Raw genomic sequence first — 16,009 nt, 5'->3', positions numbered from 1 at the left:
GCGAATGAGTTGATAACTAAACAGGATATGAGAAAAGAGATGAAGGAAACTTTACGTTCGATTGATAAAGGTACACTAGAAAAATGGTCATTGCAAATTACGGAACAAGTTCTTTCTTTATCTGAGTGGAAGGATGCAAATACGATTGGAATTACTATTTCAGGCGAATATGAGGTCAACACAAAGTATTTGATTGAAAAAGCATGGGAAGTAAAGAAAAAGGTCGCTGTACCGAAATGTGATTCAAAGACGAAAACAATGACGTTTCGTGAAATCACATCATTTTCACAACTAGAAGTGGTCTACTATGGCTTAAAAGAACCAATTGAAGCACAAACAACAGAGGTTTTACATAATGAACTGGATCTCCTATTAGTTCCTGGCCTAAGCTTTGTTCCAAATGGATACCGACTGGGCCATGGTGGTGGGTATTATGACAGATATTTATCCGAATATAAAGGAGTTACTCTTTCTATGGCTTTTCCTGTGCAACTTATTGATGAAATTCCCGTTGAATCGTTCGATATTCCTGTCCAGAAAATCGTGACAAATACGAAGGTCATAAAAACTCATGATTAGTCTTTTTATCCAAATCCTTGCTTCAATAGTTGTAGCGGTTTTGGGTTATAAGCTAAAATCATTATCCTTTAGTGGTGCCATTGGGACTATTATTGTGGGTAGTGCGGTGTCAATTGGCTATGGTTTTCGTGGCTTACTTTTATTAGGTGTCTTTTTTGCAAGCTCAAGTTTATGGAGTAAATGTAAGGCCGGAAATAAAGATAATCTCCAAAATAAAGTCGCAAAAGGAGAACAACGAGATATTGTTCAGGTCATTGCGAACGGTGGAGTCGCTACGTTAACTGGGCTAATGTATGCTTGGACTGGCTTGAATTTTTGGCTACTCTTTTTTGTTGGCTCCATCGCGGCTGCAAATGCTGATACGTGGGCATCAGAAATAGGAACACTTAGTAAAAGAAAGCCCATTTTACTTACAAGTATGAAACGTGTGGATGCGGGAACATCTGGAGCTGTTTCAGTATTAGGGACAATGGCAGGTTTCTTAGGATCTTTGTTAATTAGTTTCATTTCATTTTTAGTTTGGCCAGAGATCTCAGTTATTCTATTTGTAGGACTTACAATAGTAGGTTTCTGTGGCAATCTAATTGATACCATTATTGGAGCAACCTTTCAAGTTGCTTATAAATGTGGGGTCTGCGGAATCGAGACCGAAAAAAGTGTTCACTGTTTAAAGGAAACAACTTATTCAAAAGGCATACGTTTTTGCAACAATGATGTTGTGAATTTTTTATCTATCCTATTGGCGTCTGGAATTGGGACTTTTTTCCTATCTCTTTTAGAAGGATAAAATAACTTGGATAATCAAAAAGTATAACTAGGAGGGATTAAAAATGGTAAGCTTCTTGACCCGAATGGCTTTACTTTTTGGTGGAATCTATGCAATCTATAGGTATCGTTATCGCATTTTTAATCGCATTTTCGGTAACGCTGCGATTCGAAGAGTTTTTATCAGTACATCGATGAAAGTCCCGTTTATTCGCAATAAAATGATACACACAGTTTTCCGTTAAAGATAAAACCTGTTGAATTCATTTCAACGGGTTTTTTCAATTTTTGAATCAGAAAGTTTGGTAACGGTCATAGAAAAACGTTTATAATAAAGTATACCCATTGGAAGGGGGGATTTGGTGTTCAAGCAGGATTATCTTTATTGGAAAATGATTCAAAAGCTGCAGGCAGATGGCGGCTATCGGATTCTTCAATTATCTAAATCAAACAATGAAATATGGTTGGAAACAACAGAGAAGAACAAGCCAAGAATTATCCGCATCCTACGTCATGATTTGGATTGGAGCAATTGGATGCAACGGGATATGGAAGTTACCGCTGGGCGATTAGAGCAATTACGAAAACGTCTATATGCCCGTAAACTCGATGCCCTGACTATTTATATAACGACATACCCACCTGTCGATGATTGGTCATTTAGAATCGAAAAACCACTCGTTGCAGGAGCAAAAGGTCTCACTACCTTACATACTGTATTAATTGATTCAGAACATAATGATATTGGTCTGCAAGAAGTATCTAGGTTCGTTCATACCGAATTTGAAATAAACGATTCCGTATATATTGATCTTGGCACCATTGAGAAGTTAAAGCTTGATGTTATTTCATTTGCAAATCAACGGATATCAAGTGAAAAGCAAATTTTCCAAAATGGGAAACCATTTTTTACATATATTCTCATTGCCATTCAATTAATCATGTTTGCTGTTTTAGAATTGTATGGTGGAAGTACAAATACCGAAACCTTGCTAAAGTATGGAGCAAAAGAAAATTTTCGGATTTTAAACGGTGAATGGTGGCGTTTTTTCACTCCAATGATCTTGCATATTGGTTTCATTCATCTCCTTATGAACACCTTTGCCTTATATTATCTAGGGACAGAGGTAGAGCGGCTATACGGTAAGAGCAGGTTTCTAATGATTTATGTGTTTGCAGGATTTTTAGGAAGTCTTGCGAGCTTTGTCTTTAATGCAAATATATCAGCAGGGGCATCAGGGGCTATTTTTGGATGCTTTGGCGCATTATTGTTTTTTGGGACTGCTTATCCATCTTTATTCTTTAGGACAATGGGTCCAAATGTGATTGGGATTATTATCATAAACTTAGTTTTAGGTTTTATGATACCTGGAATTGATAATTCAGGTCATATTGGAGGTTTAGTTGGTGGATTTTTAGCAGCAAGCATTGTCCATTTGCCAAAAAGAAAAGATTACGCAAAACGATTGGGTGGCCTTGTGGTTACACTCGCGACAGTTGGTGCGCTTCTTTATATCGGATATGTGATTCAGCCACATTCCGATAACTCACAATTTGTCGTGCAAACTGCACAGGAACTTATTCAATCAAACGAAACGAATAAGGCCTATGAAGTGCTCAAAAAAGCAGAAGAAAATGGTGTGGAATCGCCTGAGGTTTATTTTTATTTATCATATACTGAAATCAAGCTTGGTAAGTTTGAGGATGCAAGAGATCATCTTGAAGTCGTGACGGAAAAAGCACCTGATATTTCAGAAGCTCACTATAACCTTGCCCTTGTCTATATACAACTATTAGATTTTGAAAAGGCTAAATCAGCTGCAGAACAAGCGATTAAACTAGACCCGGACAATGAAAATTATCAAGAAATCATAGATGAAATAGATTCAATGGAAAACTCACCATTATAGAAAAGTGTCTCAGATGAGGCTAAGTGTTCGGTTCTGAGGTAAATAAATAATAGTACAAGTGTTTTAGCAAGCCTATTTATCGCTTGCTTTTTTTATTGTTATGATATGGATTACTAAAGTGTACTCTCGAAAATAACAACAGATGCAACATAGATTTTATACATTGCCAATAGCTATTGTTCACACTAGTAAATATGTGATTAAAGCCTTGTCAAAAACGTGCCAGTTATGTAATGAATTATCCTTATCTTGGGAAGATGGAAAGTTTCTGTTCCCTTCAATAGGATCAATAAGGTGAGCACTTATCATTTTGGGGCTTAGGTTGAGCACTCGGCTAAAAAATAAACGGATACATTCCTCTTAATTCGTAATTATTACTAAAAAGCGCTTAAATAAACAGAGATATTCCGCCTATTGACTCGAAAAATTCAAAAACGGGGGATTTTGCATTGCGTAATCGGAAAACACCCCCTTATTTCCACCAAAAAGAGCTTCATTTTTGATTTAACGGGAAAGTCTCCGCTTAACATACTATTTCTATTGCTGATTGGCCTCATAAACTAAAGAGGTGAAGTACTGGTCATTAAGTGAGAACAACGCAGGGGATGCTAAACCTCCTGCGTATCTCTGTGTCATTATATTGTCAAACATATGCGATTTAGCTTGATATTGACCTTATGAATTCGGCTTTTCAACTTCACAACCAATCTACTTAAGATGAGGTAATTTTCTTTATTTTTCCTGTAAAAGTATGTTTTTCCATTTTTACGTCAAAGATGGATTAGTGACCTTATAAAGGTAAAGAGTTGTCTTTGTACGTGATTGGAGTGAAACTCATGGGAAATGAACAAGAAAAGCCGAAACATCCGGTCTCAACCAATTTAAGAGAAAATGTCGACTATTTAAAAGATGCTCTTGGTGTAGATAAAAGCTTTGATGTCATCCAACTTGACGTAGAATACGCTGGTAAAGAGATGTCCATGTTTTTAGTTGACGGTCTTATAAAGGATGATGTTTTACATCTATTGCAGAAATTTCTCGCAAAACAGGATGAAAGTATTTTTAAAATAGATCCATTAGAAAAACTTCTTAAAACCTATATCCCTTATGTAGAAGTTGAGAGTGTAGATGACCTTGATAAGGTTGTCGACATGGTACTTGCAGGCCCAACCGCGCTTGTCATTGATGGGCTTGAAAAAATAATTTTAATCGATGCTAGAACCTATCCTGTTCGAGGACCTGAAGAGCCTGATACAGAAAGAGTTGTAAGAGGTTCAAGGGATGGCTATGTTGAAACAATTGTTTTTAATACAGCCTTAACGAGAAGAAGAGTTCGTGATAGATCTCTCCGTATGGAATATTTACAGGTTGGGAGACGTTCAAAAACAGATATAGTAGTTTCTTATATCGAAGACATTGCAAGCCCAGACCATGTTAAAGAAGTAAAGGATGCCATATCAAAGATTGATACAGATGGCTTACCAATGGGTGAAAAGACAATCGAGGAATACATTTCAGGTCGACATTGGAATCCATACCCAGTCGTTCGATACACTGAAAGACCTGATACAGCAGCTGCTCATTTATATGAGGGACATATTATTATTATGGTTGATGGTTCACCAAGTGTTCTCATTACACCAACGACGTTTTGGCATCATATGCAGCATGCTGAGGAATATCGAAACAGCCCGGTAGCAGGGATGTATCTACGCTTAGTTCGCTATATTGGAGTATGGTCATCTCTCTTTTTATTACCACTTTGGTATTTATTTGCTGTTCATCCTGATCTTTTGCCAGATGGTTTTAAATTTATTGGCCCGAATGAAGATGGTAGACTACCACTTATTCTGCAGTTCTTTTTAATTGAAATTGGGATCGATCTATTGCGAATGGCAGCCATTCATACCCCGACTGCCTTGGCAACAGCCTTAGGACTTGTTGCCGCGATGTTAATTGGACAAGTAGCTGTAGAAGTTGGCTTATTTACAAATGAGGTAATTTTGTATTTAGCCATCGCAGCCATTGGGACCTTCTCAACACCAAGTTATGAGATGAGTCTTGCAAACCGCTTAGCTCGATTATTTTTATTATTAACGACGAGCATTTTTGGGGTAATCGGATTTGTTGGGGGAATCACATTATGGATTATTTATTTAGCGCGAATGAAGTCGTTTAATGTTCCGTATTTATGGCCGTTCATTCCTTTTTACTCCAAAGGACTAAAGGATGTCATATTCCGTGCACCCATTCCGATGAAAAGATGGCGACCTAAAATCTTAAATCCGCAGGATCCGGATAAATAAATGTCAAGAGTGTTCAGTTAGTGAGCACTCTTTTTACATTTTTTTAGACTTTTATACGAAAGACTTGCGTGTTCCACTATTTTTGAATAAGCTAGAATTATTGTTGTAAAGAATTTCAGAAGGTGAAAATGTGAAAACAATTTATGATATTCAACAATTTCTAAAAAAGTTTGGCACGATTATTTATGTTGGTGAGCGAATTGCTGATCTTGAATTAATGGAGGCTGAAGTACAAGAACTATACAATTCACAGCTTATAGAAACGAAGGACTATCAATCAGCAATCTTTTTACTCCGCCAAGAAATTGTAAGGGAAATGGAAAAGAAAAAGAAAAACAAATAAACAAAGGAATGGAATATACATATGGAAAACTTATTAATTGGTATTGATTTAGGTGGAACAACAGTCAAACTTGCATTTATAACTCAAGCAGGGGATATAGTCACTAAATGGGAAATTCCAACCGATAAATCTGGAGATAAAATTATTCCGGACATTGCGGAAGCCATTAATGCTAAAATAACTGAATTAAAGTATACAAAAGAACAATTTGTAGGAGTGGGGATGGGGGCACCAGGCCCTGTAAATTTTGAAGAAGGTGTTGTTTATAAAGCAACAAATTTAGGTTGGAGAGAAATGTATCCTCTAAAAGCCGACCTTGAGTCTAATATAGGTTTACCTGCAGTTGTAGATAATGACGCAAATGTAGCGGCTATCGGTGAAATGTGGAAGGGTGCCGGTGAAGGAGCGAAGAACCTGCTCTGTGTTACACTAGGAACTGGAGTAGGTGGAGGTTTAATTGCAAATGGTGATGTTATTCGCGGTGCGAATGGTGCAGGTGGAGAGATTGGTCATATCACTTCCATACCTGAGGGTGGTGCTTTATGTGGTTGTGGTAAAACAGGCTGTATTGAAACAATTGCATCAGCTACTGGCATTGCTCGCTTGGCAAAGGAGGCCATTCAAGGAGGGAACGACTCTAGCATCCTTCGTACAAAATTTGAAAAAACGAATGATATCACCTCAAAGGATGTTTTTGAGGCAGCCGAAAAAGGGGATAAGTTGGCACAAGAAGTTATTGACAATGTAACATATCATCTTGGCTTAGCGTTAAGTCATGTGGCAAATGGGCTAAACCCTGAAAAAATCGTTATCGGAGGCGGGGTTTCAAAAGCAGGTGATCAATTATTGCTGCCACTAAGAAAACAGTTTGAACGCTTTGCATTTCCAAGGGTGGCTGAGGCTGCTGAAATTGCCATTGCCAGATTAGGAAACGATGCAGGTGTAATTGGTGCAGCATATCTTGCGAAAACAAAGCTGTAACAAAGTGCGGAAACAGTAGATAAAAAACAGACAATTATCTATATAAATTGGTTCAAACCATTGCGGTAAATAAGTCCAAATAAAAAAATTACATCAATAAGTGTAAAAATGACCCCTTTGCAAGAGGAATTTCCTCCTGCAAAAGTAATAGAAAAAAGAGATTTCAACAGTGAAGTCTCTTTTTTTACATTTTTGTTAGAAAATTTAAAAGATTATTACTTTTAATTACTATGAAACTTTATCGTCAACTCTACGTCTTATATGTATATACATAATGTACATCAATATTATTCTATAAATTAGGTTTTATAGATGATTGATTTTTGGTAAAAAAAGTATTAAGATTATGAATAGGTTTTTTTAACTACCTAAAAATGGAATTTAACTATTGCTCCGCGGTTTTGAAAACAAGGAGGTATTTTTGGTGATTAAGTCATCAACCTTATCCAAATCAAGGTTTATTTTATTAGCTGCATTCATGCTTTGGATAAAAACATATATCGTATATAAAACTAGCTTTGATATTAAAATAGAAAACTTGATGCAAGAGTTTATTCTACTGATAAATCCATTGAGTTTTTTATTGTTGTTCTTTGGTATTTCCTTTTTTATTAAGGATAAACATCGAAATAAATTTATTATATTTGCTAGTTTTATATCTTCGTTTGTATTGTTTGCTAATGTTGTATTTTACAGATTCTTTAACGATTTTTTAACTCTCCCAGTTCTTTTTCAAACAAGTAATATGGGGGATTTAGGAACCAGTATTACGGGAAACTTAAAGTTCACGGACCCGCTTTTGTTCATCGATGTAGTTGTTTTAATTTTGATAAATAAATACAAACCAAGCTTTACCGTGGCCGAAGTCATTACAAAGAAGGAAAGAAGATCCTATTTTATCTTAGTGGCCGCCGTGTTCTTTTTTAATCTTGGATTGGCAGAAGCGCAGAGACCACAGTTGTTGACAAGAACATTCGACCGTGAAATGTTAGTGAAAAATATTGGGACATATAACTACCAAATTTATGATATTGTCCTCCAATCAAAGTCTTCCGCACAAAGAGCTTTAGCCGACAGCAGTTCATTTATTGAAATTGAAAACTACTTAAAAGCGAACCAAAAGGAACCAAGTGAGAAATTTGGAATTGCCGAAGGAAAAAATGTCGTTATTATTTCAATGGAGTCACTACAAAACTTCGTCATTAATGAGACCATTGATGGAGAAGAAATTACGCCATTCTTGAATGATTTTATCAATGAAAGCTATTACTTTGACAATTTTTATCATCAAACAGGTCAAGGGAAGACATCGGATTCAGAGTTCTTGCTTGAAAATTCATTGTATCCGCTTGGGCGTGGAGCTGTATTTTTTACACATGCTACCAATGAATTCACAGCAACACCTGAATTTATCAAGAACTATGGATATTTTTCATCAGTCTTTCATGCGAATAATAAGACCTTCTGGAATCGTGACATCATGTATGATTCTTTAGGGTATGACAAATTCTTTGATGTTGAAAGTTATAATGTAACAGAAGAAAATTCAATTGGGTGGGGCTTAAAAGATAAAGATTTCTTTGAACAGTCAGTTGACTTATTAAAATCTCAGCCACAGCCGTTTTATTCAAAGTTCATAACCTTAACAAACCATTTCCCATTTGAACTTGAAGAAGAAGATCGAATGGTAAATGAATTTAATTCAAATTCAAGAACATTAAACCGTTATTTCCCAACTGTTCGCTATATGGATGAAGCCATTAAGCATTTTATCGAGAGGCTGAAAGAAGAAGGAATGTATGAAAATACAATCTTTATCCTTTATGGGGATCATTATGGGATTTCTGAGAATCATAATAAGGCGATGGCTCAATTTCTAGGAAAAGAGGAAATTACACCATTTGATTCAATCGAATTACAAAAGGTCCCATTAATTATTCACATTCCAGGAGTGACAGATAAAGATCCACAAGTCATTTCCACTGTATCCGGTCAAATTGACTTGAAGCCAACCATACTACGTCTTTTGGGAATGGATATAAGGAATGACGTCCATTTCGGCAGTGATTTATTTTCAACAGAAAGAACTCCTTTTGTTGTCCTAAGAGATGGAAGCTTTATCACAGAAAAATATGTCTACACGAAAAATACCTGCTACGAAAAAGAAACAGGTGAAGAAACGGAAAGTAGCTTCTGTGAACCATTTATGGAAGAAGCAGGACTCGAATTAGATTACTCAGATGAAATTGTATATGGTGATCTACTGCGCTTCTATAACGGAACGTCGTATAGTGAACCAGTTCCGGAGGAGTTTAAGAAATAACAAGTAAGCCTTGATCTAATATGGTCAAGGCTTTTCAAATGTCATGAAGTACATCCATACCTTCATAAAATAGTAGGAGATAGCAAAAAGGAGGTTTTTTAGTGAAGGTCACTGTCCGTCCAGGAGACACGCTTTGGTATTACAGCCAACTGTTTGCAATCCCTACGCATTTACTAATTGACTCTAATTCACATGTAACTATCAATCATTTACAGGTTGGAGCAACAGTGAATATACCAGGCTTTATTTTAAATCAATATAAAATTGTTTCTGAAGATACCATATGGAAGTTGGCGAAATCCCGTTCCCTTCTGGCAGATGCCTTGTTTTTAGTTAATCCAGGAATAGAAGCAGAAAATTTACAGGTTGGTCAAATAATTTTTATACCAGAGAGAGTTGTTCAACCAATCGTAAATGGAAATCAAAAGTATGATTTTGCAGAAATGAAGAAGGATATAGAAACGTTACAAACAATATACCCTTTTCTTCAAACTCGTTCCATTGGTAAAAGTGTATTGGGAAAAGACCTACTTGAAATACGAATTGGGAGAGGTGCTAAAAAAGTTCATTGGAATGGATCGTTCCATGCGAATGAATGGATTACAACGAATGTCATTATGACATTTATAAATGAGTATTTACTTGCGTTAACCAATGCGGCACCGATAAGAGGATTTTATATACAACCGTTCTATTTAGAAACACTTCTCTCAATCGTACCTATGGTCAATCCGGATGGCGTCGATTTAGTTTTAAATGGACCTCCTGAACAGGAACCTTATAATCAGGAAGTTGTAAAAATAAACAGAGGAAGTCTTGAGTTTAAGGACTGGAAAGCAAATATTCGGGGTATCGATTTAAATAATCAATTTCCCGCAAACTGGGAAATTGAAAAGGAACGGAAAGAACCTAAGGAACCTGCACCGCGAGATTACCCTGGGGATGGACCTTTAACAGAGCCAGAAGTACTAGCGATTGAAAACTTGACAAGATCTTCTGATTTCGCCCATGTAGTAGCCTTCCACACGCAAGGAGAGGTCATCTATTGGGGCTATGAAGGATTTGAACCACCAGAGGCAAAAACACTTGTGAACGAATTTTCAAGAGTTACGGGCTATGAACCTGTTCGCTATGTAGATAGCCATGCTGGTTTTAAAGATTGGTTTATTCAGGAATGGAGAAGACCAGGTTATACGTTTGAATTAGGTGAAGGGGTAAATCCATTGCCGCTTTCGCAATTTGATGAAATATATCAGGAAACATTAGGAGCCTTTTTAGTTTCCTTGTACATGTGAAAACGCTGTCCAAAAAAGCTGGCTTTTTGGCCAGTTTTTTTGCTTGCTTTGAAACTTTTAAACGTGCATAATCGTATTATCTGTTAAGGGAAAGATAAGAAAGTAAACTTCTTTTTTATTTTTACGGTTATATTATTTTATTTCAAGAGGTGATTATCGAGTTGGTGAGAAAATCAATTTTCTTTTTCATGTTTCTTGTCCTACTAGTTGGCTGTAATTCTCATCAACCGTTTGAGATAACTGATGCGCCAAGGAGTAGTAATAAGAATGTTGCAAAAGGCCCTGTGCCAACTAAGTTCTTTGGAGAAAATCAGCATGTGCAGCCCCTTGATATTCGCGGTCAGGATTTCAATATAGTGGGCGAATGGTACGATGATGAGAGCATACTCTATGTTGTAGATGAGGGTGGAGTTTCAAAAATTTACAGATATCATTTGTTTACAGGTGAAAAAGAGTTATTCATGAACACTTCAGCACCGGTTCTGACTATGAAAGCAAATGAAGACCACTCTATGTTTTTAATACATACATCGGATTCGCAAAATTTGGCGAAATTGACGGCTGTTGACAAAGAGGGAAATATACAGTTCGAATGGGAAGTTAATTCCTTTGATTTGTTTTATAGCTGGAATCCTTATAATACGAATCAAGTCTTTGTGACATCATTTTTAGAGGATTGGTCGTTTCAAACTCATTTGCTTGATATCTCAGCTGAAAAAACTACGAAATTTGAGGTTTTCCAGCCGTTTATTCAATGGCTTGATACAAATACAATTTCCTATTTAAAATGGGACCAAAATGAGCTAGATTATTTTGCACCACTTTATTCGTACCATTTAGATACGAAGACAGAGGGACTGCTATTTGAGAACATCATTTCGTTTGCTGCATACAAGAATCTACTTGTCACATATGAATTAATTCAAGGTGAAGACGCCCTTGCGAAAGTTGGCTTTTATCATCCTGAAAGAAACAAAAAGCTGTACGAGTATAAGATGCCACTTTTGAGCGACTATTCGAAGTGGTACATTCCATCGGCGGATTATGTGAGTCAACAACGGAAATTCTATTCGTTTAAACCATATTCAACAGGTGCATTTGATACGTACGGAGAGAAATTTGAATTGGTTTCTTACGACTTAAGTACTGGGAAGGAAGAGATCATTCTTGAAAAAGTGGATGATCAGCCCCTTAATTTTTCTCCAAACGGATTTTTATGTTTATATGGGTTCCAATTTGAAAAAGTGATTGATATGAGGACAAAGAGTATCACAGAACTTGTCATCTTTTAAAGGTATAAAAAAACCATCGGGTGCCCGATGGTTTTTTAACGATTCATATTAGTGAGCAGTTGGGAAACCATGTTTCCAGATTGTCATGATTGTGAACCAGCCTAATACTAAAAAGATTCCTGTTGAGAATAATAAGGCTAAAAGGTTTTTATCACGTAAAGAACGAATAATACCAAAAGCAGCTAAAATTACAATTAATGAAAAGATAATCATTAGACCCATGTGACTTACCCCCTTGCTATAATCAATGTTTCATTTAAAATTGCGCCTTTACTTTAAACATTCATTACTATTTTCCCCATAGCATGAAAATTTACAACATCCCATTAATTAAATTAACAAAAATGTTGTCTCTAAAGGCTTGAAAACCCTTTATGTAAAGAAATAGATAGATTCACTCTATATTCTAATCGTTTTATTCGTATTTGTCGAGGAGGAAAAAGTGACACTTTCAAGACAATTCCCCTTTTTGGTAGAAGCTGATGCTTTCGTTAATTACTTTTTCGTTTTCGTACGATAGTGTACAATAAATGAGAGATGATAAAGGAACGGAGGTAAAAATGATGAAATGGCAGAGAGTTCCGCTAGGACCTTTACAAACAAATGCATACATACTGGCAAATTCGAATAAGGAATGTGTCATTTTCGATCCAGGTTGGGATGGTCAAAAATTAAATACAATGATTAGGAAACAAGGGCTAACACCGGTTGCAATTTTATTAACACATGCACATTTTGATCACATAGGTGCAATAGACGATGTTCTCGCTAATTGGGATATTCCTGTATTTATTCATGAACAAGAGAAGAATTGGCTAAGTGACGCAAATTTAAATGGTTCAGCCTTTTTTATTCCAGGGCAAGTCATTACATCAAAAGTAAATCCAAACATTCTCCCTAGAGAAGGAGCTTTTTCGATTGAATCCTTTACGTTTGAGCTATTCGTTACTCCGGGGCATTCGCCAGGAAGTGTTTCGTATTATTGTAAAGAATTAGGTATCGTTTTTTCAGGGGATGCCTTATTCCAAGGAAGTATTGGCAGAACAGATCTACCAGGTGGAAGTCATGAACAACTGCTTAGCAGCATTCACCAAAAACTACTCACATTACCAGAAGAAACAATGGTCTTATCGGGACATGGACCCGAGACAACAATTGAAGCCGAAATGGAAACAAATCCTTTTTAAACGGATTTTGATGTATGTAAACACAGAAAAGGCCTAGCTCATAAGAGTTAGACCTTTTCTGGGGGATGTTTTAGCACTAAGAATTCTTCCTAATGCTTTAGAATACTTGGCTATGCCAAGACTTATATATCCGTATAATGGGAGGGATATTGTAAGCTACTAAACTTACAATATAATAATATAAACACTGTGTCAATGGTGAAAAATAGTAAAAAGGTGAGCTTATGCTAGACATACTAAATGAGGCAATCCAGTCATCTCCAAATAAAGAAATTACATATGAACAGTACATGAATCTCGTCCTTTACCATGAAGAAAAAGGCTACTATATGAAGGATAAAGAAAAGGTAGGAAAAGAAGGAGATTTCATCACAAGTAGTAATATTTCTGATGTCTTTGGAAAATTGTTTGCTACAATCTTTCATAAACTTATTTCACTTGAAAAAATCCCACCATTTATCTGTGAAATTGGTGGAGGAAACGGTAGATTCGCGAAAGCTGTCCTAGATGAATTGAAAGATACCTTTTATGATACATATGAAAAAATAACTTATCTCATCATTGAAACAAGTCCATTTCACCGTCAACTACAACAAGAGCTTCTTCCAATAGGTAAAAAGGTAATCCAGTACGAAAGTCTGGACGAAGTAAAAAAAGATCTCTCAGTTTATGGTGGAATCCTGTTCTCAAATGAATTATTTGACGCGTTTCCCGTTCGTGTAATTGAGAAGAAAAAAGGCAAACTGTTTGAAGTGAAAATTACAATTAATAAGGACAAACAACTTACCGAAGTACTCTCACCCCTTAGCGACGAAAAAATAATTGGCTATTTAACGAGTAATCACATAAAGCTTACGGATGAACAGAGATTTGAAGTTCCACTTCAAATGCTCTCCTACCTAAACGAAATAAACCAATTCGTTGGAAATGCGGTTTTGTTCACGGTTGATTATGGATATACAAATGAAGAATGGCAGGAGCCTGGAAGAAGGAAGGGGAGTCTTCGAGGATACTACAAGCATCAACTAATGAATAATTCACTCGAACGACCAGGAGAAATGGACCTTACAACACATATTCATTTTGACACGCTCATCTCACATGGCTCTAAGATTGGACTTGAATTTGTGAAGAAATTAAGGCAGGATGAATTCCTATTAGCAGCGGGTATTCTTTCATTTTTGCAGGAAAACGTTGATACCAATCCATTTTCGGAAAAAAGCAAACAAAATCGAGCGATTCGTTCCCTCATTATGGATGGTGGAATGAGTACTGCATTCCATGTTGTGATTCAGCAAAAAGATGTAAATATAAAGTGGGAGAAAGTTTTAACATTGATCAGCAGAATGTACTAAACAATGTGAAGACTCTGGTGCGACTTTCGATTTCATAGAAGAGTGGAATACTGTAAATGAAATACGAAATCTGGACGTAAATACGTCAAAGTGTCGTTAATCACGCAAAAAAAAAAAGCGATGTTTCCATCGCTTTTTTTAGTGACCTCCACCAAGTGGCATCATAAATGTGGTGTAGTACGAGAAGGCACAGAAGAAAACAGTTAAATATGCGCCAAACACGTAAATATACATTCTTTCAGACAATTTTAGATAGCTTAAAAGGACGAAAAATCCGGTTTGTGCAAAGAAAATTAGTGCTAGAACATCCATACCACCAACGAAGAACATTACTGCAAAGATACCTGTCCAAAAACCTAAAACACGGTACATACGTTCCATATGTATATTTCCCCTCCTTAAACATGATCAAATGAGCCCTGGCGTATGTCCTTTTGAAAATCATGGCATCCGCCTGAGTCTTTAACTTTATTCAACAAAGGGTTAAATAAAGTTAAACATCACTTTTATTATTATAATGTAACGATTACATAAAAGTAAACCTTACTTTGTAACAAAAGCGTGATAACTACAAGAATTACATCCAAGAATGATGTTTTCGGACTCTTCAAGCACCACATCGTCAAAAAGCAAGTCAAACATCCCTCTTAGAAAGGCATGATGCATTCCACAAACAGCTTCAAAATTCTCTTGTGCAATTTCTTTAAAAGGACAGTTGTTAATCTTTAAAAAGATTTTTGTCTTATCTTTATTATGGTCTAAATCTGGATAAAAACCCGCAACGGTGGATGCCTTCTTTAAAATTTCTAGCTTTTGGTTGAAGGTTAGTTCATGAATGGAAACAGGAATTTGATGGTTCACTAATTCTTCCCCAAAACGTCTACCTGTTAATTCAAGTGCTTTTTTTCCTACTTCACCTAGTGAAGCCATCGTTTCAATCGCAATTTTTGAAAGCAATTGATAGTCGCGGAACGGAAAATTAATTTGAATATGATCATTGGATAGTCGATAAAGACGACTAGGTCTTCCACCCTTTCCTGTTTTCTTTGCTTCTGAAACGAGCATATTCACATCTTCAAGCTTCGTTAAGTGAAGTCTCGCCACATTCGGATGAATTTCGAATTCTTCTGCGATTTCTTGTACGGTAACATCTTCATTTCGTTTAATAATGTATTGATAAATATAATAACGTGTTGGATCTGCTAAAACGTTTGTTATTTTCAGTGTTTGTTCCACAGTATTCACTCCTAGAACCCTCATGATACTTCAATTATAGTACAGGTAAGTACTATCAATAAGTGATTTATATCACTTGAAAAAGAAAGTTCACAAATATACAAAATATTTTTTTAAAAGAATGATTAGCATATTTCACCTGAATGACACATATATTGTATTGATTCCTCCTAATGTTAGAATAAAATCTTTAAACGCTTTTAAAAATACAACCTCTAATAGGGTTGTATTTTTATGTTCAAAAAAAGTTCACAAATATTTTTTGCAAAAAAGAAGGACTTTGTAGATATTTGTTGAAATATGTTACCTGCAAGAGAAAAAACAAAATATAAGGGTTCAAAAAGGAGGATGAAGAGGTCCGATAAGTTTAAAGTTGCGCAGCTTTGAGCACCGAGCGTATGTAGTTAATACGTGAAGAGTGAGAAGCCAACCAACAT

Annotated in this window: 15 protein-coding genes; 12 read left to right on the top strand and 3 right to left on the bottom strand. The window is 36.1% G+C overall.

The window, feature by feature from the left end; translation table 11 throughout:
- Positions 1–9 precede the first annotated feature (9 nt).
- From BTHG_RS17975 to BTHG_RS17930, 10 genes are all read left to right on the top strand, one after another.
- Positions 10–579 carry a 5-formyltetrahydrofolate cyclo-ligase gene (locus tag BTHG_RS17975; protein WP_010678122.1) on the top strand — a complete coding sequence of 190 codons (570 nt, stop codon included), beginning with the start codon at positions 10–12 and terminating at the stop codon, positions 577–579.
- Positions 572–1,366: a DUF92 domain-containing protein gene (locus tag BTHG_RS17970; protein ID WP_010678121.1), complete on the top strand. Its 795-nt coding sequence runs from the start codon at positions 572–574 to the stop codon at positions 1,364–1,366. Before BTHG_RS17975 ends, BTHG_RS17970 begins: the two co-directional genes overlap by 8 nt.
- A 43-nt stretch (positions 1,367–1,409) precedes the next feature.
- Positions 1,410–1,589 (top strand): hypothetical protein, encoded by a 180-nt coding sequence (locus BTHG_RS25340; RefSeq protein WP_042342248.1) that lies wholly within the window; start codon positions 1,410–1,412, stop codon positions 1,587–1,589.
- 117 nt (positions 1,590–1,706) lie between these two features.
- Positions 1,707–3,254, top strand: a complete 1,548-nt coding sequence (locus BTHG_RS17960; protein ID WP_010678120.1) for a rhomboid family protein — start codon at positions 1,707–1,709, stop codon at positions 3,252–3,254.
- 836 nt (positions 3,255–4,090) lie between these two features.
- The gene (locus tag BTHG_RS17955) at positions 4,091–5,560 is read left to right on the top strand and encodes a spore germination protein (RefSeq protein WP_010678119.1); all 1,470 of its coding nucleotides are present in this window, start codon (positions 4,091–4,093) and stop codon (positions 5,558–5,560) included.
- A gap of 130 nt (positions 5,561–5,690) precedes the next feature.
- On the top strand, positions 5,691–5,903 hold the full coding sequence (locus BTHG_RS17950; protein ID WP_010678118.1) for a YqgQ family protein: 213 nt from the start codon (positions 5,691–5,693) through the stop codon (positions 5,901–5,903).
- A 21-nt stretch (positions 5,904–5,924) separates the two neighbouring features.
- On the top strand, positions 5,925–6,884 hold the full coding sequence (locus BTHG_RS17945; RefSeq protein WP_010678117.1) for an ROK family glucokinase: 960 nt from the start codon (positions 5,925–5,927) through the stop codon (positions 6,882–6,884).
- Positions 6,885–7,311: 427 nt separating this feature from the next.
- Positions 7,312–9,207, top strand: a complete 1,896-nt coding sequence (locus BTHG_RS25335; protein WP_042342303.1) for an LTA synthase family protein — start codon at positions 7,312–7,314, stop codon at positions 9,205–9,207.
- A 101-nt stretch (positions 9,208–9,308) separates the two neighbouring features.
- Positions 9,309–10,502, top strand: coding sequence for a M14 family metallopeptidase (locus BTHG_RS17935; RefSeq protein ID WP_010678115.1), 1,194 nt, complete (start codon positions 9,309–9,311; stop codon positions 10,500–10,502).
- Between the two features lie 164 nt (positions 10,503–10,666).
- Positions 10,667–11,794 carry a YqgU-like beta propeller domain-containing protein gene (locus BTHG_RS17930; protein ID WP_148361263.1) on the top strand — a complete coding sequence of 376 codons (1,128 nt, stop codon included), beginning with the start codon at positions 10,667–10,669 and terminating at the stop codon, positions 11,792–11,794.
- Positions 11,795–11,842: 48 nt separating this feature from the next.
- On the opposite strand, the gene BTHG_RS26360 is transcribed toward BTHG_RS17930, so the two are convergent.
- Positions 11,843–12,016, bottom strand: coding sequence for a DUF2759 domain-containing protein (locus BTHG_RS26360; RefSeq protein ID WP_010678113.1), 174 nt, complete (start codon positions 12,014–12,016; stop codon positions 11,843–11,845).
- A 341-nt stretch (positions 12,017–12,357) separates the two neighbouring features.
- On the opposite strand from BTHG_RS26360, the gene BTHG_RS17920 reads away from it, so the two are divergent.
- Positions 12,358–12,981, top strand: a complete 624-nt coding sequence (locus tag BTHG_RS17920) for an MBL fold metallo-hydrolase (protein WP_010678112.1) — start codon at positions 12,358–12,360, stop codon at positions 12,979–12,981.
- Between the two features lie 224 nt (positions 12,982–13,205).
- On the top strand, positions 13,206–14,336 hold the full coding sequence (locus BTHG_RS17915; protein ID WP_010678111.1) for a class I SAM-dependent methyltransferase: 1,131 nt from the start codon (positions 13,206–13,208) through the stop codon (positions 14,334–14,336).
- 138 nt (positions 14,337–14,474) lie between these two features.
- On the opposite strand, the gene BTHG_RS17910 is transcribed toward BTHG_RS17915, so the two are convergent.
- A complete protein-coding gene (locus BTHG_RS17910; protein ID WP_010678110.1) occupies positions 14,475–14,717 on the bottom strand; it encodes a DUF2626 domain-containing protein in 243 nt (80 codons plus the stop codon).
- 162 nt (positions 14,718–14,879) lie between these two features.
- Positions 14,880–15,572 (bottom strand): helix-turn-helix transcriptional regulator, encoded by a 693-nt coding sequence (locus BTHG_RS17905; RefSeq protein ID WP_010678109.1) that lies wholly within the window; start codon positions 15,570–15,572, stop codon positions 14,880–14,882.
- Positions 15,573–16,009: the final 437 nt, after the last annotated feature.

This window comes from Bacillus timonensis, from assembly GCF_000285535.1.
GTDB classification, from domain to species: Bacteria; Bacillota; Bacilli; order Bacillales; family Bacillaceae_L; genus Ferdinandcohnia; species Ferdinandcohnia timonensis.
The sequence above is the reverse complement of the archived record's forward strand: the minus strand, read 5'-3'. Positions and strand labels throughout refer to the sequence as shown.